The sequence below is a fragment of the Xenorhabdus indica genome, from assembly GCF_014467235.1.
Lineage (GTDB): Bacteria > Pseudomonadota > Gammaproteobacteria > Enterobacterales > Enterobacteriaceae > Xenorhabdus > Xenorhabdus indica.
In genome coordinates this window covers 13,824-36,813 of record NZ_NKHP01000006.1, presented here as the reverse complement: position 1 = coordinate 36,813, position 22,990 = coordinate 13,824, and the positions used below count along the sequence as shown (strand labels likewise).

Here is a 22,990-nt window from a genome sequence, read left to right as displayed (position 1 = left end):
GATATAATAGGTTCTACCTATTAATAATCTATTTTTAATTCCTTTTCGCCTACAATAAGATAAAGCTATTTGGTAAAAGTGCAAGGTTCCGGAGAAATTTTCTGTTCCAGTAAGCGCTTTTCTGCGGCTAAGACCATCATTTGAGGGTAAAACTGCCAAAATAGTGCCTCAAAATCAGAGTAATGATTTTCAACATCTTGGTACGATCCCGCCAGTGCTGATAATTTCGGTCGTCTCCTTGCCATACTTTGCAGGACATTAGCAATACATGTCAGATCAGCGTAACGGATCAACAAATTTTGTGACCAGAGATATTGGTTCAATTCCTGAAATTTTTCAGGAGTGGAACCGAGATGGGGCTTTATTTGGTGGTGGGCAAGGTGAACAAATTCCGGTAAAGAGTAATTTTTTTCAAGTTTATTCCAGTGTCGGGATAAAAAATGATCCCAGGTGATATCAAGAGTTATAGGTGCTACACGCCGATATTCACTACGGAATAACGTTCGGGCTTCAATGACCAAAGGATGATTATCTGTCAGGCTGTCTATTCTGCGGTGCAGACGAATACCCGATACAATATCGGCGCTGAATAAGCCTTCTGGGGAACCACGGACAAAATCTGCCATTAAATTACCCAGTAAAGAGCTTTCGGATAATGCTGCCAAATGCAGGTGTGCGAGAAAATTCATGGGGAAGAGTATAGCGTAAATAGTGAAACTAATATGCTTCTTTCTTGCACCATTGTCTGTGCAGCACTAGACTAGTCCGTCTGTTTTTTTGAATGATACAGATAAAATGCGTGTCGCTGATTTTACATTTGAACTGCCAGAAGAGCTAATTGCTCATTATCCCCAATCACAGCGCAGTGGCTGCCGCTTGCTCTCCCTTAACGGGGAAACAGGTGAGCTGACACACGGCATTTTTACTGATGTGCTGGATAAATTGGACGCGGGAGATTTGTTAGTTTTCAATAATACCCGAGTTATTCCTGCTCGCTTGTTTGGTCGTAAGGCAACAGGTGGCAAATTGGAAGTTTTAGTAGAAAGGATGTTGGATAACAAGCGAGTACTTGCTCACGTTCGTGCATCTAAAGCACCAAAAGAAGGTGCAGAGTTGATCCTTGGTGAGGATAAAGCACTTGGTGAGAATGCCTTTGGGGCAAATAACGGCATTAAAGCGACAATGTTGGCACGCCACGATGCGTTATTTGAAATTCGTTTTGATGACGAACGGGATGTACTGACCATTTTAGATGAAATCGGTCATATGCCGTTACCGCCTTACATTGCTCGCCCTGATGAAGAGGCCGATCGGGAATTATATCAAACGGTATACAATGAACGTCCGGGCGCGGTTGCTGCACCAACCGCCGGGTTGCACTTTGATGAGCCACTTTTGACTGCCTTGCGTGAAAAAGGCATAGAAATGGCTTTTGTCACCCTGCATGTGGGGGCAGGAACTTTTCAACCTGTACGTGTAGAGGCAATCGAAGATCATGTTATGCACGCCGAATATGCAGAAGTACCGCAGAACGTTGTTGATGCTGTACTGGCGTGCAAAGCGCGTGGCAATAAAGTGGTGGCAGTGGGAACAACGTCAGTTCGTTCGTTGGAAAGTGCAGCCCGTGTTTATCGGGATGGTCTTATTGCTCCATTTTTCGATGATACCCAAATCTTTATCTACCCAGGATTTGAATATCAGGTTGTTGATGCACTGATTACTAATTTCCATTTACCGGAATCTACATTAATTATGCTGGTTTCTGCATTTGCGGGTTATAAAAATACCATGGATGCCTACAAAGCAGCGGTAGCTGAGAAATATCGTTTCTTTAGTTATGGTGATGCGATGTTTATTAATCGTAATTCTCTGGCTGCAAAAGAGCGATGGCCTCAAAAGAAATAAACTATGGCTTCAAAAAAATAGTAGCAAAAGAAAAAATTTCGTCACTCCAGCTCCGCTGGTTTGAATAATTTTTAAATATCACATCAGACTGTTTTTCTGATGTCTGGAGGTTAAGTGAAATTTGAGTTACAAAAGATGGATGGGCACGCCCGCCGTGGCCGCCTGATTTTTGATCGGGGCGTAGTGGAAACACCAGCGTTTATGCCTGTGGGAACTTACGGCACAGTCAAAGGCATGACACCGGAAGAGGTTAAAGAGACGGGAGCTCAAATCCTGTTGGGAAATACTTTCCATTTATGGTTACGTCCTGGCCAGGAAATCATGAAGCTGCATGGCGATCTGCATGATTTTATGCAGTGGCAAGGCCCGATCCTGACTGATTCTGGCGGTTTTCAGGTTTTCAGTCTTGGGGCAATGCGTAAAATCAAGGAAGAAGGCGTGCATTTCCGCAATCCTATCAATGGAACGCCCGTTTTCCTCAGCCCGGAAAAATCGATGGAAATTCAATATGATCTGGGTTCCGATATCGTCATGATTTTTGATGAATGTACACCATACCCTGCGGATTGGGATTATGCCAAACGCTCTATGGAAATGTCATTGCGCTGGGCAGCACGCAGTCGCCAGCGTTTTGATGAGCTAGGCAATAAAAATGCGTTGTTTGGTATCATTCAGGGCAGTGTTTATGAAGACTTGCGTGATGTTTCTATCAAAGGGTTGGTGGAAATTGGCTTTGACGGTTACGCGGTGGGTGGTTTAGCTGTGGGTGAGCCAAAAGAAGACATGCATCGCATTTTAGAACATGTTTGCCCGCAAATTCCACAAGATAAGCCACGCTATTTGATGGGAGTTGGTAAACCAGAAGATTTGGTTGAAGGTGTTCGTCGCGGTATTGATATGTTTGACTGCGTTATGCCAACTCGTAATGCCCGAAATGGTCATCTTTTTGTGACAGAAGGTGTGATCAAGATCCGCAATGCGAAACATAAAGAAGATACATCTCCATTAGATGAACATTGTGATTGCTATACTTGCCGAAATTATAGCCGTGCGTATCTGCATCATCTTGATCGCTGTAACGAAATTCTTGGTGCAAGGCTGAATACAATACATAATCTAAGGTATTATCAACGCTTGATGGCCGGGATCCGTAAAGCCATTGAAGAGGGCAAACTGGAACAGTTTGTTGAAGAGTTTTATCAGCGGATCGGTAAACCCGTTCCACCGTTAAATGTATAATTTGGCGTGACTAACCAGCCTCAATGTGTGTAGCATATTGGGCTGGTTTTTGATCGAGCCATTATCGATTTTCGATGGCAAATTTTTCGAGAACCATTTTTTCGCAAACCATTTTTCGGAAACCACTTTTTGAAACTTGTTTTTGGAAACTATTTTTTAAAATACATGCTTCGCAAATGATGTTTTCGATAACAATGAGGGATATTTGATGAGTTTTTTTATTTCTGAAGCTGCGGCAGCTGCTGGTGCGCCAGCGCAAGCTCAGGGAAACCCATATTCTCTGATTATCATGCTGGTTGTTTTCGGTTTGATTTTCTATTTCATGATTCTGCGTCCGCAACAAAAACGCACCAAAGAACATAAAAAACTGATGGATTCCATCTCCAAAGGAGATGAAGTACTGACTTCTGGTGGTTTGGTTGGTCGTGTCTCTAAGGTGTCTGAAACTGGCTACATCGTAATTGCCCTGAATGACACCACAGAAATAACTGTCAAACGTGATTTCGTCGCTGCCATTTTGCCGAAAGGTACAATGAAGGCTATTTAATTTTCCGATTTTCCCGAAGGGAACTGCCGTGTTGAACCGTTATCCTTTGTGGAAGTATCTGATGCTGATCGCTGCGATCCTCATCGGTCTGCTTTACGCACTTCCCAACCTTTATGGTGAGGATCCGGCTGTGCAAATCACTGGTGCGCGAGGTATCGCCGCCAGTGAAAAAACGCTGGACCAGGTCCGTAATGTTTTAGATAAAGAACAGATCAAGAGCAAATCCATTGCACTGGAAAATGGGGCAATTCTTGCTCGTTTCAATAGCCAGGATATTCAGCTCCGTGCTCGTGAAGCTTTAGTTTCTGCATTGGGTGAACAGTATGTTGTGGCATTAAATCTTGCGCCTGCGACCCCAATCTGGCTAAACACAATTGGCGCTGAGCCGATGAAGTTAGGCTTAGACCTGCGCGGAGGGGTCCACTTCCTGATGGAAGTGGATATGGACACTGCCATGAGTAAACTTCAGGAACAGAATATTGATAGTCTGCGTTCTGAACTGCGCGACCAAGGCATTGCTTATTCCACTATCCGCAAGGCGGAGAATTACGGTGTAGAAATTCGTTTCCGTGATAATGATGCCCGCTCTAAAGCAGAAAGCTATCTTGTACCCCGCCATCGCGACCTGGTGTTTTCGACAGGCGCTAACAGTACCTTGAAAGCGGTCATGAGTGATGAACGTTTGCGTGAAGCTCGTTCCTATGCTGTACAGCAGAACATCACTATCCTGCGTAACCGTGTTAACCAACTGGGTGTTGCTGAACCTTTGGTACAACGTCAAGGTGCTGACCGTATTGTCGTTGAATTACCGGGCATTCAGGATACTGCCCGTGCGAAGGAAATTCTTGGGGCAACTGCAACGCTGGAATTCCGTTTGGTAAATACCAACGTTGACCAAAGCGCTGTTGCATCAGGCCGTATTCCGGGTGATTCAGAACTGAAATATACCCGTGATGGTAGTCCTGCTGTGCTGTACAAGCGTGTTATCTTGACCGGTGATCATATTACTGATTCAACATCGGGGACTGATGAGAACGGGTATCCTCAGGTTAATATCTCACTGGACAGTGCCGGTGGTACTGCGATGTCTAACTTCACCAAAGATAACCTACAGAAGCCTATGGCAACGCTGTTTGTGGAGTACAAAGACAGCGGTAAGAAAGACGCTAATGGCCGGGCAATTCTGGCTAAGCACGAAGAAGTTATCAACATCGCAACTATTCAGTCCCGTTTGGGTAATAATTTCCGTATTACCGGGATTAATAACCCGAATGAAGCGCGCCAATTGGCATTATTGCTGCGTGCAGGTGCTCTGATTGCGCCAATCCAGATTGTGGAAGAGCGCACAATTGGGCCAACTCTTGGTATGCAGAATATTGAGCAAGGGCTTGAAGCTTGTTTGTGGGGATTGATTTCTTCTGTACTGTTCATGGTGATTTACTATCGTAAATTTGGCTTGATAGCGAGTAGTGCGCTGTTGGCAAACTTGGTCTTGATCGTCGGGATTATGTCCTTGTTACCGGGGGCGACACTGACGATGCCGGGTATTGCAGGTATCGTATTGACTTTGGCTGTTGCGGTGGATGCGAACGTTTTGATAAACGAACGAATCAAAGAAGAATTGCGTAACGGGCGGAGCATACAGCAAGCTATCCATGAAGGTTATAAGGGGGCATTTTCCAGTATCATTGATGCCAACCTGACGACGCTGATTACCGCCATTATCTTGTATGCAGTAGGAACGGGTTCTATCAAAGGGTTTGCGATCACAACCAGCATCGGTGTAGCGACGTCAATGTTCACTGCCATTATAGGAACACGCGCAATCGTGAACCTATTATATGGTGGTAAGCGTATCAATAAGCTATCAATTTAAGGAGCACGTTGTGGCACAGGATTACTCTGTTGAACAATTAAACTATGGGCGTAAAGTCATCGACTTTATGCGCTGGGACAACGTTGCCTTTACTGTTTCATTTCTGCTGTTGGTTGCTTCTATCGTAATGATAGCAACTCGCGGGTTTAACTGGGGGCTTGATTTTACCGGAGGTACGGTAATTGAGATTAACCTGAGTAAACCGGCTGATCTGGATAAAATGCGTGAGAGCCTGACGAAAAATGGTTTTGCAGATCCACTTCTGCAAAACTTTGGCAGCAGCCGTGACGTCATGGTTCGTATGCCGCCAGTGACGGGTAATGCCGGTCAGGAGCTAGGCAATAAAATTATCTCGGTCATCAACGCAGAGATTGATAAAGATGCGGTTGTTAAGCGAGTTGAATTTGTTGGCCCAAGTGTAGGAAGCGAGTTAGCGCAAACCGGGGCAATGGCGCTATTGGTGGCACTGATCTGTATCCTGATTTATGTTGGATTTCGCTTCGAATGGCGTCTGGCGTTAGGGGCTGTTATTGCGCTTGCTCATGACGTTATCATTACATTAGGTATATTGTCGTTATTCCACATTGAAATTGACCTGACTATCGTGGCATCGTTGATGTCCGTTATCGGTTATTCATTGAACGATAGTATTGTTGTCTCGGATCGTATTCGTGAGAACTTCCGTAAGATACGTCGTGGTACGTCATATGAAATCGTAAACGTTTCTCTGACTCAGACTCTGAGCCGTACGATTATGACTTCAGCAACAACATTACTGGTGGTGCTGATGCTTTATATCTTCGGTGGCGAAATGCTGAAAGGCTTTTCACTGGCGATGTTAATCGGAGTTTCCATCGGTACAGCATCTTCTATCTATGTTGCATCTGCACTGGCACTGAAACTCGGTATGAAGCGCGAACATATTGTTGTGCAGAAAGTGGAGAAAGAAGGGGCAGATCAACCTTCCATTCTTCCTTAATCATTTTTTCTGTGATGACATAGTTTGTCTTGTTCAAACACCCTGTGAGTACTTACTGACAGGGTGTTTTTCATTATCACTTCAAGGTAAACTGTCTATCTGTTCGGTTAACTGTCAGGAAACAATATGCATTGCCCATTTTGCGCAGCCGTTGATACTAAAGTTATTGATTCCCGTTTGGTAGGAGATGGCTCACAAGTGCGCCGCCGCCGTCAGTGTCTCGAATGTCATGAACGATTCACCACGTTTGAAATTGCAGAACTGGTAATGCCAAGAGTTATAAAAAGTGATGATATGCGGGAGCCTTTCGACGAAGAAAAATTGCGTCGTGGCATGCAGAAGGCACTGGAAAAGCGCCCTGTCAGCTCTGATGATGTGGAAATGGCGATTAGCCACATTAAGTCACAGGTCCGGGCTACGGGAGAGCGTGAAATTCCGTCTAAAATGATCGGCAATTTTGTGATGGATGCGCTGAAAAAACTCGATAAAGTGGCTTATATCCGTTTCGCATCTGTTTACCGTAGTTTTGAAGACATTCGGGAATTTGGTGAAGAGATCGCCAGACTACAAGATTAAAGGCCATCACTATGACTCTTGATGAAACTTATATGTCCCGGGCGCTGGAACTGGCGTATCAGGGGCGTTTTACGACATCCCCGAACCCGAACGTGGGTTGTGTCATTGTCAAAGATGACCAAATAATAGGGGAAGGTTTTCATTTACGTGCGGGTGAACCTCACGCAGAAGTTCATGCTCTTCACATGGCTGGTGACAAGGCAAAAGGTGCAACGGCCTATGTTACCCTTGAGCCATGCAGCCACCATGGTAAAACTCCTCCTTGTGCTGATGCTTTGATTGCCGCAGGTATAAGTCGTGTTGTGGTGGCTATGCAGGATCCTAATCCACAAGTTGCAGGACGTGGTTTATATAAATTGCAGCAGGCAGGTATTGCGGTTGAACATGGTTTAATGATGGAACAGGCCGAAATACTGAATAAAGGATTTCTCAAGCGTATGCGCACCGGATTTCCTTATCTGCAATTAAAACTGGGAGCCTCATTGGATGGGCGTACTGCATTGGCATCGGGTGAAAGTAAGTGGATTACTTCATCGGAAGCACGGCAGGATGTACAGAAATTGCGGGCACAGTGCAGTGCTATCCTGAGTTCCAGCGCGACGGTGTTAGCAGATGATCCTTCACTGACGGTTCGCTGGAATGAACTGGATGCAGAAACTCAGTCTGTTTATCCTCAAGAACTTTTGCGTCAACCGATCCGTATTATTGTGGATAGTCAAAACCGTGTGATGCCACACCATCAAGTTGTTCAGCCATCAGGGCAATGTTGGTTAGTGCACACTGACTCGGCAGATTCTGATAAAGATGAACAGTGCTGGCCTGAAGATATTGAGCGAGTTGTTGAAAGGATAATGTTGCCGGCACACGGCGCTGGTGTTGATTTAGTTCTGCTGATGATGCAGCTTGGTAAACGTCAGATAAATTCGGTCTGGGCTGAATGTGGGCCAACGCTGGCAGGTGCTTTGTTGTCTTTGGGCTTGGTGGATGAGCTGATCCTCTATATCGCTCCCAAAGTATTGGGGAGCAGCGCCCGTGGGTTGTTTGCTATCCCTGAACTACAAAAATTATCGGATGCGCCAGAATTTACGTTGCTGGATGTACAACAGGTTGGGCCTGATGTGCGTCTTCGTTTACGACCGTGCTAAGTGCTCTGATTTAACTTTGAACATAAATCAAGACGCAGAGAAAAAGAATATGATAAGATCCGCGCCCCTGCGGATGTTAATAAGATATAAGGAAGGCTATGAACATAATCAAAGGTGTTGTTGCAGCTCCTGAAGCACGCATTGCGATTGCGATTGCCCGCTTTAACAACTTCATTAATGACAGCCTGCTGGAAGGGGCCGTGGATGCGCTGGAACGCATCGGTCAGGTTTCTTCAGACAATATCACCGTAGTATGGGTTCCGGGAGCTTATGAGCTGCCGTTGACAGTTAAGGCACTGGCTGAATCCGAAAAGTATGATGCGGTTATTGCTTTGGGTACTGTTATCCGTGGCGGTACGGCTCACTTCGAATATGTTGCCGGTGAGTGTAGCTCTGGCTTGTCCAGTGTGGCAATGTCCAGCGACATTCCTGTCACGTTTGGTGTTCTGACAACCGAAAATATTGAACAGGCGATTGAACGTGCGGGTACTAAAGCGGGCAATAAAGGAGCAGAAGCTGCCTTGACTGCATTGGAAATGATTAATGTAATTAAAGCCATCAAGGCTTAAGTTTTTTAGTTTTAATTAAGGGGAATTTTGTGAAACCTGCTGCTCGTCGTCGTGCTCGTGAGTGTGCTGTTCAGGCAATTTATTCATGGCAATTATCCAAAAACAGCATCGCTGATGTTGAATTGCAGTTTCTGTCAGAGCAGGATGTAACCGGTGTTGATGTCACCTATTTCCGTGAATTATTGTCCGGGGTCGCGGTGAATGCTGCAAAATTGGATGCCTTGATGGCTCCGTATCTTTCCCGCCAGCTTGAAGAGTTAGGTCAGGTGGAAAAAGCCATCTTGCGCGTTGCGATGTTTGAACTAAGCTTTCGTGATGATGTTCCCTACAAAGTGGCTATTAATGAAGGTATCGAATTGGCAAAAACATTTGGTGCCGAAGATAGTCATAAATTCGTGAATGGGGTATTGGACAAAGCTGGCCCGGTAGCACGTAAAAAAAAGTGATTGCTTGCCAATAGCCCCTATTATAACTCGATGATTTTAAACATAAGGCCGGTTTCCCCGGCCTTATGTACACATCGTCAGTCACTTTTTGGAATTCTATTATGGCATGTGGTGAATTTGACCTCATTGCACGTTATTTCAATCGCCATGTTATCCGCCGACGTGATGTGAATCTAGGGATTGGTGATGATTGTGCGCTGATGACCGTTGCAGAAAAGCAAGAGCTGGCAGTGACAACAGATACGTTGGTTTCTGGTATTCATTTTCTTCCTGATATTGCACCGGAAGATCTGGCGTATAAGGCTCTGGCTGTCAATATCAGCGATTTGGCTGCGGTAGGAGCAGATCCTGCCTGGGCATCGTTGGCGCTGACTTTGCCGGCTATCAATGAGGATTGGTTAAAGCGGTTTAGTGATAGTCTGTTTGAACAACTGAACTATTACGGAATGCAGTTAATTGGTGGAGATACGACCAAAGGTCCGATGAGTTTGACTCTGACTGTACATGGTCTGGTTCCGGCTGGCAGAGCATTACGTCGTACCGGTGCCAAAAACGGTGATTGGATTTATGTGACCGGAACTTTGGGTGATAGTGCAGCGGGGCTTGCCTTATTGCAGGATCGCCTGACAATCGAAGAGACAGCCGTCCAAAACTGGCTTCTCAAGCGTCATCTCCGTCCACAGCCTCGGGTCTTGCAGGGGCAGGCATTGCGTGATTTAGCCTCTTCTGCTATCGATTTATCCGATGGCTTGATTTCCGATCTGAACCATATTCTGACTGCCAGCCAATGTGGTGCGCGTATTAATCTGGATGCACTGCCTTATTCTGAGGCGATGCAGAAATATGTCCCGCCAGAGCAGGCATTAAGTTTGGCATTAAGTGGTGGTGAAGATTACGAGTTGTGCTTTACTGTGCCTGAACTGAACCGTGGTGCATTAAATATGGCTTTGGCACATACAGGAGCCAGTTTCTGCTGTATCGGGCAGATCAGACCAGAATCAGAAGGTATTCGCTATTTTAACAATAATGAAGAGATCAAACTGGATCTGAAAGGATTCGACCATTTTAAAACCGAGAAAAAGCCGGTAGAAGATTGCCAGACATCAGAGCGTGAAGAGAATGATCAAACGGAGGGAACTCATGGATGATGCAAAACGCCGTTTGAGGATGAGCAATCCGTGGCACTTGCTGGCTACCGGATTCGGCAGTGGTTTATCGCCGGTTATTCCGGGCACTATGGGCTCAGTCGCTGCTATCCCATTTTGGTTATTGTTAGTACAGTTACCTCAATGGGGGATCTGGCTGGCTATTCTGTTCGGCACAATTATTGGCTGTGTTATTTGTCAGAAAGCAGCCGATGCTATGCAGGTTGAAGATCCGGGGTGTGTGGTCTGGGATGAATTCATCGGAATGTGGATCACATTAATGGCGATCCCTGTCCTCAACTGGCAATGGGTTTTAGTGGCTTTTGTGATATTCCGCATTTTCGATATGTGGAAACCGTGGCCGATTCGCTGGTTTGACCGTTACGTCAAAGGTGGGGTTGGTATTATGCTGGATGATATTATCGCAGCGATTTTTGCCGTGATTGTTATCTGGTTGCTGAATTTTTATCAACTATGACCTTTCTGAACCTTCCATTTTTAGTGTAGTGATAACTAATTGATTAGCCACTGTGTGCAGTGGCTAATTTACTTCTAACATTTGTCTTATTCTTTAGTTGAAGGATGTTAGGAATTATCAATTCTGTTAAATATAATTTGTTGTTATTTTATTTCTTAGAAATTATTTCTTAAATCTTTTTATGTTCTTAATTTTCATTCGAATCAGGTTATCAAAAAATAAACTATCTTATAAAATAACAATAATAAAAGACAAATAACTCGTTGACTTCAAAAATCATAGGCGTATTATTTTTTTCAGTTGAATCCAAACCACAACAACCTTATTAAATTTTGTTATATTTATTTTCATCGAAAATGGTTTGATAATGAAATAATCATATTTTTAATCTAGTTTATATCCGTTGCAAAAAATATATAATCATTCGTATAGGAGTTGATTATTTATGAAATGGTATGTTACGGAAGCATCAGAAATACATGATACAATTCCCTACGGAAAGGAAATCAATATTGGTGCTGGATTTGGTCCAACAGGAATTCCTCATATAGGAACACTTTGTGAAATAATTCGTACCAATTTAGTAAAAAAAGAACTCAACAAATTGGGTAGAAAAGTTAATTTTTATCTTATTTCAGACGATTTTGACCCGTTCAGAAAAATACCAACTAATGTACCTAGTTCAGAAAAGTTAAAAAGTTATTTAGGTCTGCCAGTAAATAAAGTTCCAGACCCATTCGGCGTATACTCTTCATTCTCAGAGATGGCGGAAAAACGATTATTGGAATTTGTCAAAGAGTATGATATAGATTGCAATATAATAAATAATTCTCTGGCTTATAGTAATGGAGACTATAACGATACAATTAAAGTATTTCTGAGAAATTTTTCAATTATCAATCAGATATGCAAAGGGTCTACAGGTTATTTAAGGCAGAGAACATATAACATCATAATGCCTATTTCTGAAAAAACAGGGAAAGTACTTGAGCATATTGTCATAACAAATGTAAATCCAGATGATGGAGAGATAACCTATTATATACCTTCAGAAGAAATAGTGAATAAACCTGGGTATGAATATGGTGTAGAACTTCGAGAGCTTTATCAGGATGAAATATTAGATCAAGAGCAAACAATTTCAATATTAAATGGCAAATCTAAACTCCAATGGAAAGCTGACTGGAGCATGCGTTTGCTGCATAGAAATATTCATTTTGAAATGCATGGAGAAGACCTGACTGGTTCAGCAGTTGTTGCTCGTCAGATTTTTAGTGCATTACATAAACCTACTCCACGTTTTTACAAATATGGACTTTTTCTTGACTCTTCTGGGGAAAAAATATCTAAATCAAAAGGTAATGGCTTCTCTCTGAGTGATGTCAGAAATCTCCTTACACAAGACGCCATTCAAATTTATTTATCAAAAGATCCTAAAAAAGCCACTAGATTTTATATAGAACAGTTTCCTGGATTGAATGATCAAGTAAATATTTTGAGCAAAAATAAAAAACGCTTATCTTTTTTAAAGATATCCAGGATATTAAAAGCATCAAAGCCAACCAGCCTTGCATCAGCAAGAAAATTTCTTGATTTATATAAAAGAGATGGGGAAATTATATCGGAAAATGAACTAACAATTAGCTATAATTATTACTTAAAAACCAATAAAAATGATAACAGAGGGTTAACAACAAACAAAGAGAAGCAGTATTTTTCTGTTATCACAGAGTCGATAAAATCAGGAAAATACTTTTGTAAGGAAGATATAATAAAACTTATATTTGATACCTACGAAAATCATTTCCCAGAAAAGGATAAACCACAAATATGGAATTTACTTTATAGGGGATTATTTGGTGATATCTGTGGCCCAAGAATAAAGACATGGATAGCAGTAAATGATATAAAAGAAATAATTGAATGTTTTGATAATCCACAAAAAATAAAAAAAGAAAATGAAACAAAAGAAAGTGGTGCGATAAAAACAGAATCATCTATTGTAAGAAATTTGTATAAGGATGAAAAACCACATATGACAAAATTATTCGGTGAAATTAATTTTCATCAAATTAGGGAAAAATGTAATGTTTTATCTCATGAGTTGAAAAAACAGACAAGCTCCCTAATTGACGCTTTTTCTGAATACCAATGTAAAATCGTCACTGAAGATGAGATTTATCGCGCAGTAGATCTTTTAGAAAATATTGAAAAAAATGAAAAATTTTTTCAAAAGAAAGTCTACGGCATTACATCATTTCTTCCTCTGAACCAACCAATTTATGCTTCTGTGTGTTTTGGTTTTATACCTTCTCTTATGGCTGAAAATATTTGTATTCGTCCACCTACAGCGATGCATCCCCATTATAAAAAATTTGAAAAGGTTATTGATCTATCGAAAATATCTGAATCATTTTCAGTTTCCTATGAAGATAAAGAGTTATTTTTAAGTAAAAGAGTAAAAATAACCGATGCTGTTATTTTTACCGGTACACCAGAGAATGCAATTAAAGTTCGCAAACATTTTAGAAAAAACACATTGTTTATCTTAAATGGGGCAGGACATAATCCTCTTATTGTATCAAAGGATGCGGATATAGATTTAGCTATCGAAAGTGCCAAACGAGTTGTGCTCTATAATCAAGGGCAAGATTGTGCCGGTCCCAATTCTATATTGGTACACAATGATATATATAATGTGTTTAAGGATAAATTAATTTTTAGTTTGAAAGGAATTGAAGATAAAGTAGGTCCTTATTCTGATTATGAAAATATAGTAGGCCCTAACAGTGATATTGATCACAGTATAAAGATTGCATCAATATTTAAAATGAACAGAAGTTATTGTACCTATGGTGGAGAAATAAATCCTATAAACGGTATGATAAAACCGACTGTATTTGAAAAACCTCTCGTTTTAGGCGGTAATTACAAAGAGTTTTTTGCTCCTGTTTTCTTTTTGCAAAGATATCAGCTAGATCAAGAATTAATAGATTATTTTTCTCATCCAAGTTACTCTGCTAATGCTATGTACATTTCTTTATTTGGTACAAGCGATTATATTAACTATGAATTAAGCAAAAAGTTACACTTACCGGATAGTATTCTCCATAATACTGATTTACATTTGGAGGAACATGGTTATCTTCCATATGGTGGACAAGGACCCGCTGCATCATGCCTTTGGTATGATGGTAATAGAATTAATGGAAGTACATTGCCGCAAAGGGATATATATCAGTATTTGGTTGAACCGTACAACAGGTAAAAAAGTAAAAATGACTGCCAGCATTAATAAATCATATATGGTATCTATTATATTGGGAGCATCTCTCGTAGGATTAGCAATGGGATATACATTGCCAATGGTCAGTTTAAAGCTGGCAGGACAAAATCACGCTTCAACGACTTTGGGTATAGTGTCAGCATTACCTGCGGTGGGAATGCTGATTTCTTCTATGATTATTCCAATATTGACTCGTTTATTTAAATTAAATAATTTATTGATTTTTGTTTTATTATTACTTGCCGTTTCTACTTTATTTTCCACTTACATAAACCAAGTATATTATCTTGCTATTCCCCGATTCTTGATGGGGTTTGCTTGTGGCATCATTGTGGTGGTCGGAGAATCCTGGATCAGCGATAATGCTAGTGATAACTATAAAGGAACATTGATGGGATTATACACTTCAGTATTTACCGGATGTCAATTACTGGGGCCATTATTGATTTCTATCGTTGGTATTATCTCACTTATTCCTGCAACATTACTGAGCTTATTCTCCATTGTTTGTATTGTAATTATTTTAATAAATCCTTCAGCATCCTTATCACAACAGACAGAAAAAAATCAAGAAATAAAATATTCTGCCTTGCCATTAATTATGTCTGCGCCCTGTCTTATGATTGGTGTTTTTTGTTTTTCGTTTTTTGATGCAGCGACATTATCCATGTTTCCACTATATGGTTTTTCATTGGGAATTCAAGAAAAAGTCACCATTACCCTGATAACAGTAATTTTTCTTGGTGATGCAATTTTTCAAGTTCCTATAGGGTGGCTTGCAGATAAAACTAATCATCAAAGGATGCATATTATTTGTGGAGTGGTTTTTATTCTTACCTTATTAGCATTACCATTTACTGTAAATTCTATATTTTTATGGCTTGATATTATCATCATGGGAGCATTCGGTGGCGGGATTTATACCTTATCATTAGTGAGAGCAGGGAAAAAATATTCAGGCCAGACACTAATTACTATAAATTCTCTATTTGGCATTATTTGGAGCATTGGCAGTCTTATGGGACCTTTAATGACGGGTATTTCAATGGATATATTTAACGAAAAAGGGTTTATTATTGTCCTTGTTCTGGTCGGATTAATGTTTATATCTTCACACTTGATCCCTAAAAAGTCTGTATAGCTTATAAGCCTCAAGGTGCAGCCAATCAAAGCTGCAGCTTGAAATAGAGGGCATACAACGTAGTGGCAAACTTAATGAGTTGTACCACCTGCCACAACAATATCCGATTTATTTTTCCAGGCTATCTCAATAGCTATTTTCAATGCGATAGTCATTGTTTCCAGAGACATACTTGGCATCTCTGTATGCTCTGCTGCTTGTTGCGGTAAATAAGGAACATGGATAAATCCTCCACGAACAGCAGGGTATTTATGTGACAGATAATGTAATAAGCCATACATCACATGGTTACAGACAAAAGTACCGGCTGTTTGAGAGACAGAAGCTGGAATACCTGCTGCCTTCAGTTTATTGACCATTGCTTTGATAGGGAGGCTGGAGAAATAAGCCGCAGGGCCTCCGGTAATAACCGGGGTATCAATTGGCTGTTTACCTGCATTATCAGCAATTCTGGCATCGTTGATATTGATTGCAACCCGCTCTACGCTGATATTTGGCCTGCCTCCTGCCAGCCCAACGGAAATCACCATTTCCGGCTGATGTTTATCAATGGCGGCGTAAAGCTGTTCCAGTGAAGTATCAAAAATACAGGAGAGTTGTTGAGTTTCAATATTTGCATCGGCAACTTGGTTGCCTTGCAGTGGTTTTATTGCTTCCCATGAAGGATTGATGATTTCGTTCCCAAAAGGCTCAAAACCAGTGATTAAAATTGTTTTCATAGCTGTTTCCTGTCGTTATTTTATAAATATGTATTTATAACTAATGTGTTTATCACTGATTTTTTTATATGAACATCAGAAAATAGAGTAAAAATACATTGGTAATCAGCAAGATACATCCCGTAGGAATTTGCGCCTTAATAACGGCATTTCGATCAGGTAACTCCAATAGCGCGGCAGGGACGAGATTAAAATTTGCTGCCATTGGTGTCATCAACGTACCACAATAACCGGAAAACATCCCGATTGCTGCCATCACTGCCGGATTGCCTCCATGTTGCAAAATCAGAATAGGAATACCAATCCCCGCTGTCACAATGGGAAAAGCAGCAAAAGCATTTCCCATGATCATGGTCAGTAACGCCATGCAAAATACATAAGCCATTGCAGCGATAAATCGGTTATCGACAGCCAGATAACTCTCCGTCAGATGGGAAATAATCGTGCCCACTCCTGCGGCAGTAAACAGTAATCCGAGAGTTGCCAAAATTTGCGGTAAAATGAACACACAGCCGATAGAGTCCAACAATCGGCGAGTTTCTTGCATAGGCTGCATGATTTTTTCGTGGGTGATATATATGGCGATGACCAATGCGATCAGGCAGCCAAGGCTAATAGAAAACAGTGTAATCAACGTTGTATGATTACCTTCGCCGAAAATTGCTTGTTCTAATCCTGGGACATGATTGAACAGCAGAACGCTAATCATAGTGATAACGGGAATAAGCAGAGCGGGTAAAAATAAGCGATTGCCAAGACGATCTGCACTTTCCTGCCGCTGTTTTGGTGTAGACTGGTGGTAATTACCTAAATGTACTCCCCCAAATCCAGCTAGCAAAGCCATTACAACCACCAGAATTCCTACTCCGATATGAACAGTTCTTGTCGCATGAGTTTCGTCGCTGATCCAGATCTCTAACAGACGGTAGCTCCAGTCTCCCAATAGAAAAATAAAGCCATAAAGTCCCCAAAACAGACCAGTAGTCAAGCGACGGGGATTGGCTTTATCGCGCCAGGACATCACAGTAATAATAAGTAAGATAATACCCGCTAAATAATAGAGATACTGTAATTGAAGCATTATCTTGCCTCCTTACTGGCCTGCTTTATCGGGTTTAAAGGTGCATGATTCAGGGAAGCAATTTCTTTGGCCAGCCGATTATCAAGGCGATATAGCCTAGTTGAATGGATTAAAAAAGCACAAATAGCGGTCGGAATGCCCCACATGGCGATATGCAGAGGTTCAGTCTGGATGCCTGCAGAGTTCAGCATAAAATTGTGCATAAAGATAATGGCACCGAATGCGACAAAGATATCTTCACCGAAAAATAATCCCGTATTATCCGTTGCAGCGGACATAGCACGGATCCGGTAACGGACATGGTCAGGCAAATCACCGTATTGATTCTCGGCAGCTCCTTCTGCCATAGGTGCCAACAGTGGACGAACCATTTGTGGATGCCCGCCCAGACTGGTTAATCCCAGAGCAGCAGAGGTTTCACGTATAAATAAATAGATGATCAATAGACGTCCTGTGGTGGCGCTCTTGATATGGGCAATTGTACGTTGGGCTTGTTCTTTTAACCCATGTCTTTCCAGCAGGCCAATGATAACTAAGGGCAGTAAAATAGTCAGAGATAGATTCAGTGTATTAAGAAACCCAGAGCCGAGTTTTTCCAGAATATCGAGGATTGGCATCCCGGCGGCTAACCCAGTAACCAGCCCTGCAATTGTTACAATCAAGACAGGGTTAAGCCTCAGAATAAAACCGACTATGATGACTGCGATCCCGATTAAGGGCCAGAAATTGACAGTGTACTGCATCGTTTACTTCCCCTTTGGATAAATGAAGTGTTGTTCTATTGTTGGTTTAAATCGCATAAATTGTTGTCTTATCGTTTTAAATTGTTGAACAATAAATAGGTTGCGATCAAAGAATGATCAATGCAAATTTGCATCAGATTGCAAAAATGGAATGCAGATCACTTGTTGGTTGAAAAATAGTTTATTTAATGGCGCTATTTTGCTAGCTGGCAAGAGGTAAAGCGTCTGGTTGGCAGAAAAGATCCTAAATAGCAGAAGAAATATATTCTTTATAAAAATATTTGGGGGGGAATAACGGTAATCCTCGCTAAGATTAATATCCGTGACATTACACGGACATTCTGTTGTGAGTATTGCCATTATTTGAAATTCAAATGAAAATACGGCTTTCAGGTTGTAAAAACCTTTCAGGTACATAGAGATCGAAGTTATTTAATCGACAGTATTCTTCCAATTGTTGAGCGGAGCTAACACCAACTTTTCTATATATTTGTGCTGTATAGTTTTCAACAGTACGATAGGAGATATTTAATATTCTACCAATTTGTTTACTAGTATATTTATGCAAAGAGAGAAAAATGACATCCCATTCCCGTTGAGTAAATAAATGAGTAGGTGGCTGAAACATGATAGAAGCAGGGAGCTTCCCGTGGTATAAGCGGGTTAATGAATAATCTTGGGCTTTCCATAAGTGGTATATAATTCCTATACAGTCACCATTTTCATGATAAATAGGTGATTTTTCACAGAAGTAAGACGATAATGTTTTCGTTTCTCCCCAAATATGGGTTTCGAGTGAAACATATGATTTTTCTTCAGCCATTACTTTCTGGTCATGGTGAATGTATGCTTCTGCAAATTCAGCACCATCCCAGGGAAGTTCGTCATCATAAAGCCCTTCAAAATCAAATGAATCAGAAAATCCTTTAATCGCATTCAATGCTTTGTTACCATAAATAAAACATGAGTTTTTGTCTTTTATTCCCCAGGGATCGTTACTTGCTGCTAGTGTATTAATTATTTGCGGTGAAATGATGGACTTCTTACCCATATCAATATTCCTTTTTTATGCTTGAATAATATGCTCAACTTAATCCTATGCTACCAATAGTGATGTGTCTTTCAGGAATATAGTGTTCAAGATTCTGTTCTTTAAAAAATTCTTTCAGATTTACATGTCTTGAAAGATTAAATTTTTGATAAATGGACAGTATGTAATTAATAACATCTTCCGTTGTTATGTTTAATTCTTTGCCGATTCTATTTTCATCCAGAGAACGTAAAAGTAGAAATAGAATCTCCCATTCAGTTTGTGTCAGTATATTATTGGGAGGCACGAATTCTAATGTTTTTGGTGTGATTTTATCGTAATAATAAGAAGCAGAAAAGTTGTGGATTTTGTATAAATGAAAAGTGATACCAATACAATTACCTTTGTCATCATAAAGTGGATATTTATCACAAAGATACGATTGTTTAATTTTGTCTTTTCCGAATAAATGAGTTTCCATTGTAGTTACGCGTTGCATCGTTTGCATAACCTTTTTATCCTGATAATGGAATTCCTTTTCATATTCTGCAATGGATGAAGGTAATTCGCTTACATTAAGCCCTGTAATGTTAAAATCTTTAGGTAGATTGAGTAGTTGATAAAAGGCAGAATTGGCGTAGATAAAATTTGATTGGAGGTCTTTAGCTCCCCAGGGATCAATGCTTTTTTCCCACATATGAATTAATTGCGGAGTGATATTATTTTGTTTTTTCATATTTTATAGGCTAACTATTTAATAGTTATAGCAGTATGTTAATTGATTTTTTGATGATGGCTTTAATGGTTTAACTGCATGATATAGAACAATAATTAGCTAGTCAAAACCTATACATTTATTAATTTTGTTATAGGGTTTTCAATATAAAAAACACCGTTTCATATTGAAATTATTATATTAATTTAAAATTTAACGTGAATATAATTTTATTAACCTAATGAAATGGTAATAGAATAAAATTTATATGGTTTATTTTCCTTAAGGTAAAATATCATCATTAAAGTATTTCATACGCTTCCAACGTTTCCGAAAATGATTAAACTTTTTAAGTATTCTGTTGGATGTAAAAGGATCAATATGGGCGTTTATTGTTCTATTTTTGCTGACAGAACTAATGCGTGAACATTTGATAACTATATGTAATATTCCCAATTTGAGAATATTTTATTGTTATCAAAGGAGATTAATGTCCTGGTATAGATATCTTAGTATCTTATACCAGCACTAACGCCAGGGAAATTCTTTAAAAAATATAAAAATGAATCTAAATAAGATATAAAAATAGTATTGTAATTAATCAATATGAGGGGGATAGGACTATATTTACCACTTTAGTTTTATACAAAAATCACTGAAACTAATAACCTGAAACTTTTCACAAGAAAAGTTTCAGGTATATTCATAGGATTAAAACAGAGCATTAACACTTTGTTTTTTATTTTACAGGAGCTAATTCAGACAAACCTGCCATTGCTTTTTCTAGGTACTGGCGGGGGCAACCTAGGTTAATTCGGATAAATCCTTTTCCTTTATCACCAAAATTACATCCCATTGAAACAGCGACTTGGGCTTTTTGTATTAATATTTGTTGCAACGTATTATCATCTAAGTCTAAATCTCGACAATCCAGCCAGGCCAGATATGTACCTTCTGCTTTGATCATTCGGCACCAAGGGGCAGAAGATGCTAACGCCTGTTCTAACCAAATACGATTTTCAGCCAGATAATCCAATAGGTTATCAAGCCATATCTCGCCATATTGGTAAGCAGCAGTAGCCGCAGCCATAGATAGTGAATTGAATACATCTAACCCATGAGCATGCAACCGATCATTAAAGGCTTGCCGAAGTGCCGGATTTGGAATGAGAAAGTTTGAAATACGCAGTGATGAGAGTCCAAACGTTTTACTTGATGAAGTGGCAACAATAACATGCTCATGCCATTCACTATCCAGATGCAATACTGAGGTGAATTTCCCCCAAGGTAGCGTTAAATCCGCCCAGATTTCATCGGAAAGCACTGTTGTACCGTACTTTTTACAAAGTATTAATAGTTGGAGTAATTCGTTACGATCCCAACAGCGACCAGTAGGATTATGGGGATTACATAACAATAACAGCGGTGGTCTGTGTTGTTCCAAGATATGTTTTAGGTGACCGTAGTCAATTTTATACCCTTCTGGGGTTTCAATAAGTGGGTTTTCAATAACCTTTCTGCCGTTCATAGTCGTAATTTTGGCAAACGAAGAATAGTAAGGCCCCTGTATAACAACTCCCTCTCCTGGTTTACTCAACATTTGTATCAATAAAGCTAACCCAGGTATGACACCTTCTATAGAGGTAAACCAATCCCTGTGTAAGGTGAGTTTATGGCGTTTTGCAAACCAGTCTATTGCTGCCTGATAGTAAAGATCGTCGCGTTCACTATAACCGAAAATACCATGATCGATTCGGGATGATAGGGCTTGCTGGACTTCTTTTGGACACTGAAAATCGTAGTCTGATACCCACATTGGCAGAAGGTCATTTGTGTTTAATTGCAGATAACGATCTAAAAAATCCCACTTAATAGAACCTGTATTGTGGCGATCGATTATCTGGTTGAAATCATATGATTTCACGTTGTGTTTCCTTTTTCTTCAGAGAATTTTCGGAGGGGATTTTTGCAATACCGAAACCAGTAAAGCCATAAATGAGGGCAAAAAAGATGGCGGCATAGCACTGGATTGCCCAAGGTAGTAACTCCAGCGTACTGACTCCCAGTGTTGTAGCCATGTAAATGCCGGCAGAAGTCCAGGGAAGCAGAGGTTCGATAACCGTACAGCCATCTTCTATGGTGCGTGATAGATTTTTGTTGTCTAGTCCCATCCGGTGATAAGCATCTTTGAATAGTTCGGCCGGGATGAGAAGAGCCAGTTTTCCATCACAAGTTGCGCCTGTCACCATAATCGTTGTGGCCAACGTTGCGGCAATGAGTTGGCCGGTTGTATGAACAGCTTTCAGAAGCTGGTTGATGATAATGGTTAGTGCGCTAGTGAGTGTTAAGGCTCCGGCAAACGCGAATGCACAAAGTATAAGCAGTATAGTCCCCATCATTGAGGACATACCTCCGCGATTAAGTAAGCGGGGAATATCACTAACGATACCAGTGATATTATGTCCTTGCTCGGAGAACATTGAGAGGTTGAAACCATCAATTATCGCGTTAAGTCCTTGTTTAAGCGTGAATCCTTGAAGAGCTATACCGATCGTAATCGCTAATGCACAGGCAGCCAACATGGTTGGTATCACCGGGCGTTTTGTTATAGCTCCCCATAAAACTAATACCGGTGGCAAAATCAGCAATAAATTGAAATTATACAGACTTTCAAGAGATTGTATGATTTCTGTGATTTTTTCTGGGGGAACTGTACTCCCTGTTAAATCTGTATAGCCGACGATAAAGTAAACAATAGCAGCTAAAACAAAGCCAGGAATAGTGGTATATGTTAAATGTTGAATATGACTGTAAAGATCTGTTTCGGCCACGATTGCAGCGAAATTGGTTGAGTCAGATAACGGCGAGATTTTATCACCGAAATACGCTCCTGAAACAATCGCGCCTGCTGCTGCGGCTAAAGATACGTCAAGGCCAGCCGCTACTCCCATTAGAGCAACTCCAACTGTTCCGGCTGCGCCCCATGAAGTACCGGTACAAACTGAAATCAAGCTTGTGATAAAGAAGGCAGCAATCAGTATGTATTGAGGGCTAATCAGTTTTAGTCCCCAATATACCATGTAAGGTATAGTTCCACTGAACATCCAGGTGCCAATTAGACCTCCGACACAAATCAGTATCATTATTACTGGCATAGCTTTGGCTAGCTTTGCCACAATAGAATCAATAATGTCATCCCAGCGATAGCCTTGCCAATATGCCAGGGCCGCTGCTATTACGGCGGAGATAAGTAATAAGGATTCGATACGCAGATTAAGTTGACCATAGCCAATGATTAGCAGTAAGAGCATTGATGCAATTGGTAGGATAGCGAGTCCCAGATTAATTTTTTTCTTGTCATCCATTTGAA

Annotated in this window: 21 protein-coding genes; 13 read left to right on the top strand and 8 right to left on the bottom strand. The window is 40.6% G+C overall.

Annotation, left to right across the window (positions count from 1 at the left end):
* Nucleotides 1-65 precede the first annotated feature (65 nt).
* Nucleotides 66-689: an acyl carrier protein phosphodiesterase gene (locus Xind_RS06545; protein WP_187649699.1), complete on the bottom strand. Its 624-nt coding sequence runs from the start codon at nucleotides 687-689 to the stop codon at nucleotides 66-68.
* A 106-nt stretch (nucleotides 690-795) separates the two neighbouring features.
* Between Xind_RS06545 and queA the strand changes: the two genes are divergently transcribed.
* From queA to Xind_RS06480, 13 genes are all read left to right on the top strand, one after another.
* A complete protein-coding gene (queA, locus tag Xind_RS06540) occupies nucleotides 796-1,905 on the top strand; it encodes a tRNA preQ1(34) S-adenosylmethionine ribosyltransferase-isomerase QueA (protein WP_047678370.1) in 1,110 nt (369 codons plus the stop codon).
* Between the two features lie 114 nt (nucleotides 1,906-2,019).
* Nucleotides 2,020-3,144, top strand: a complete 1,125-nt coding sequence (gene tgt / locus Xind_RS06535) for a tRNA guanosine(34) transglycosylase Tgt (protein ID WP_047678373.1) — start codon at nucleotides 2,020-2,022, stop codon at nucleotides 3,142-3,144.
* A gap of 208 nt (nucleotides 3,145-3,352) precedes the next feature.
* Nucleotides 3,353-3,691: a preprotein translocase subunit YajC gene (gene yajC / locus Xind_RS06530; RefSeq protein ID WP_047678376.1), complete on the top strand. Its 339-nt coding sequence runs from the start codon at nucleotides 3,353-3,355 to the stop codon at nucleotides 3,689-3,691.
* A 28-nt stretch (nucleotides 3,692-3,719) separates the two neighbouring features.
* A complete protein-coding gene (secD, locus tag Xind_RS06525; protein WP_072032472.1) occupies nucleotides 3,720-5,567 on the top strand; it encodes a protein translocase subunit SecD in 1,848 nt (615 codons plus the stop codon).
* Between the two features lie 10 nt (nucleotides 5,568-5,577).
* Nucleotides 5,578-6,546 (top strand): protein translocase subunit SecF, encoded by a 969-nt coding sequence (gene secF, locus Xind_RS06520; protein WP_047678379.1) that lies wholly within the window; start codon nucleotides 5,578-5,580, stop codon nucleotides 6,544-6,546.
* 126 nt (nucleotides 6,547-6,672) lie between these two features.
* Complete coding sequence (gene nrdR, locus Xind_RS06515) at nucleotides 6,673-7,122, top strand: transcriptional regulator NrdR (protein ID WP_038262912.1); 450 nt, start codon at nucleotides 6,673-6,675, stop codon at nucleotides 7,120-7,122.
* 11 nt (nucleotides 7,123-7,133) lie between these two features.
* Nucleotides 7,134-8,267, top strand: a complete 1,134-nt coding sequence (gene ribD / locus Xind_RS06510; protein ID WP_047678385.1) for a bifunctional diaminohydroxyphosphoribosylaminopyrimidine deaminase/5-amino-6-(5-phosphoribosylamino)uracil reductase RibD — start codon at nucleotides 7,134-7,136, stop codon at nucleotides 8,265-8,267.
* Nucleotides 8,268-8,365: 98 nt separating this feature from the next.
* Complete coding sequence (gene ribH / locus Xind_RS06505) at nucleotides 8,366-8,836, top strand: 6,7-dimethyl-8-ribityllumazine synthase (RefSeq protein ID WP_047678388.1); 471 nt, start codon at nucleotides 8,366-8,368, stop codon at nucleotides 8,834-8,836.
* Nucleotides 8,837-8,865: 29 nt separating this feature from the next.
* Nucleotides 8,866-9,282, top strand: coding sequence for a transcription antitermination factor NusB (gene nusB / locus Xind_RS06500; RefSeq protein WP_047678391.1), 417 nt, complete (start codon nucleotides 8,866-8,868; stop codon nucleotides 9,280-9,282).
* A 101-nt stretch (nucleotides 9,283-9,383) separates the two neighbouring features.
* Entirely contained in the window at nucleotides 9,384-10,430 is a 1,047-nt protein-coding gene (thiL, locus tag Xind_RS06495) for a thiamine-phosphate kinase (RefSeq protein WP_187649698.1), read from the top strand.
* Nucleotides 10,423-10,905, top strand: a complete 483-nt coding sequence (pgpA, locus tag Xind_RS06490; RefSeq protein WP_187649697.1) for a phosphatidylglycerophosphatase A — start codon at nucleotides 10,423-10,425, stop codon at nucleotides 10,903-10,905. Before thiL ends, pgpA begins: the two co-directional genes overlap by 8 nt.
* Before the next feature lie 445 nt (nucleotides 10,906-11,350).
* On the top strand, nucleotides 11,351-14,173 hold the full coding sequence (locus Xind_RS06485; protein ID WP_187649696.1) for an aldehyde dehydrogenase family protein: 2,823 nt from the start codon (nucleotides 11,351-11,353) through the stop codon (nucleotides 14,171-14,173).
* Nucleotides 14,112-15,332 carry an MFS transporter gene (locus Xind_RS06480; protein ID WP_052189347.1) on the top strand — a complete coding sequence of 407 codons (1,221 nt, stop codon included), beginning with the start codon at nucleotides 14,112-14,114 and terminating at the stop codon, nucleotides 15,330-15,332. The genes Xind_RS06485 and Xind_RS06480 overlap by 62 nt, the downstream gene beginning before the upstream one ends.
* A 71-nt stretch (nucleotides 15,333-15,403) precedes the next feature.
* On the opposite strand, the gene pcp is transcribed toward Xind_RS06480, so the two are convergent.
* The 7 genes from pcp to nhaC all read right to left on the bottom strand — a co-directional run bounded on the left by pcp (nucleotide 15,404) and on the right by nhaC (nucleotide 22,985).
* Nucleotides 15,404-16,051: a pyroglutamyl-peptidase I gene (pcp, locus tag Xind_RS06475; protein ID WP_187649695.1), complete on the bottom strand. Its 648-nt coding sequence runs from the start codon at nucleotides 16,049-16,051 to the stop codon at nucleotides 15,404-15,406.
* Between the two features lie 64 nt (nucleotides 16,052-16,115).
* Nucleotides 16,116-17,135, bottom strand: coding sequence for a DUF979 domain-containing protein (locus Xind_RS06470; protein ID WP_187649749.1), 1,020 nt, complete (start codon nucleotides 17,133-17,135; stop codon nucleotides 16,116-16,118).
* The gene (locus Xind_RS06465; RefSeq protein WP_047678404.1) at nucleotides 17,132-17,875 is read right to left on the bottom strand and encodes a DUF969 domain-containing protein; all 744 of its coding nucleotides are present in this window, start codon (nucleotides 17,873-17,875) and stop codon (nucleotides 17,132-17,134) included. Before Xind_RS06465 ends, Xind_RS06470 begins: the two co-directional genes overlap by 4 nt.
* A 370-nt stretch (nucleotides 17,876-18,245) precedes the next feature.
* On the bottom strand, nucleotides 18,246-18,926 hold the full coding sequence (locus Xind_RS06460; protein WP_047678406.1) for a helix-turn-helix transcriptional regulator: 681 nt from the start codon (nucleotides 18,924-18,926) through the stop codon (nucleotides 18,246-18,248).
* A 34-nt stretch (nucleotides 18,927-18,960) separates the two neighbouring features.
* Nucleotides 18,961-19,641, bottom strand: coding sequence for a PAS domain-containing protein (locus Xind_RS06455; RefSeq protein ID WP_187649694.1), 681 nt, complete (start codon nucleotides 19,639-19,641; stop codon nucleotides 18,961-18,963).
* 718 nt (nucleotides 19,642-20,359) lie between these two features.
* Entirely contained in the window at nucleotides 20,360-21,544 is a 1,185-nt protein-coding gene (locus Xind_RS06450) for a PatB family C-S lyase (RefSeq protein WP_187649693.1), read from the bottom strand.
* A complete protein-coding gene (nhaC, locus tag Xind_RS06445) occupies nucleotides 21,531-22,985 on the bottom strand; it encodes a Na+/H+ antiporter NhaC (RefSeq protein WP_047682575.1) in 1,455 nt (484 codons plus the stop codon). Before nhaC ends, Xind_RS06450 begins: the two co-directional genes overlap by 14 nt.
* Nucleotides 22,986-22,990: the final 5 nt, after the last annotated feature.

Bases quoted from the DNA above. Each gene is read 5' to 3' on its own strand.
- Xind_RS06455 (WP_187649694.1), bottom strand. From the start codon at position 19,641: ATGAAAAAACAAAATAATATCACTCCGCAATTAATTCATATGTGGGAA.
- Xind_RS06460 (WP_047678406.1), bottom strand. From the start codon at position 18,926: ATGGGTAAGAAGTCCATCATTTCACCGCAAATAATTAATACACTAGCA.
- ribD (WP_047678385.1), top strand. From the start codon at position 7,134: ATGACTCTTGATGAAACTTATATGTCCCGGGCGCTGGAACTGGCGTAT.
- nhaC (WP_047682575.1), bottom strand. From the start codon at position 22,985: ATGGATGACAAGAAAAAAATTAATCTGGGACTCGCTATCCTACCAATT.
- thiL (WP_187649698.1), top strand. From the start codon at position 9,384: ATGGCATGTGGTGAATTTGACCTCATTGCACGTTATTTCAATCGCCAT.
- Xind_RS06465 (WP_047678404.1), bottom strand. From the start codon at position 17,875: ATGCAGTACACTGTCAATTTCTGGCCCTTAATCGGGATCGCAGTCATC.
- Xind_RS06480 (WP_052189347.1), top strand. From the start codon at position 14,112: ATGGAAGTACATTGCCGCAAAGGGATATATATCAGTATTTGGTTGAAC.
- Xind_RS06545 (WP_187649699.1), bottom strand. From the start codon at position 689: ATGAATTTTCTCGCACACCTGCATTTGGCAGCATTATCCGAAAGCTCT.
- ribH (WP_047678388.1), top strand. From the start codon at position 8,366: ATGAACATAATCAAAGGTGTTGTTGCAGCTCCTGAAGCACGCATTGCG.
- pcp (WP_187649695.1), bottom strand. From the start codon at position 16,051: ATGAAAACAATTTTAATCACTGGTTTTGAGCCTTTTGGGAACGAAATC.
- pgpA (WP_187649697.1), top strand. From the start codon at position 10,423: ATGGATGATGCAAAACGCCGTTTGAGGATGAGCAATCCGTGGCACTTG.
- yajC (WP_047678376.1), top strand. From the start codon at position 3,353: ATGAGTTTTTTTATTTCTGAAGCTGCGGCAGCTGCTGGTGCGCCAGCG.
- queA (WP_047678370.1), top strand. From the start codon at position 796: ATGCGTGTCGCTGATTTTACATTTGAACTGCCAGAAGAGCTAATTGCT.
- Xind_RS06485 (WP_187649696.1), top strand. From the start codon at position 11,351: ATGAAATGGTATGTTACGGAAGCATCAGAAATACATGATACAATTCCC.
- nrdR (WP_038262912.1), top strand. From the start codon at position 6,673: ATGCATTGCCCATTTTGCGCAGCCGTTGATACTAAAGTTATTGATTCC.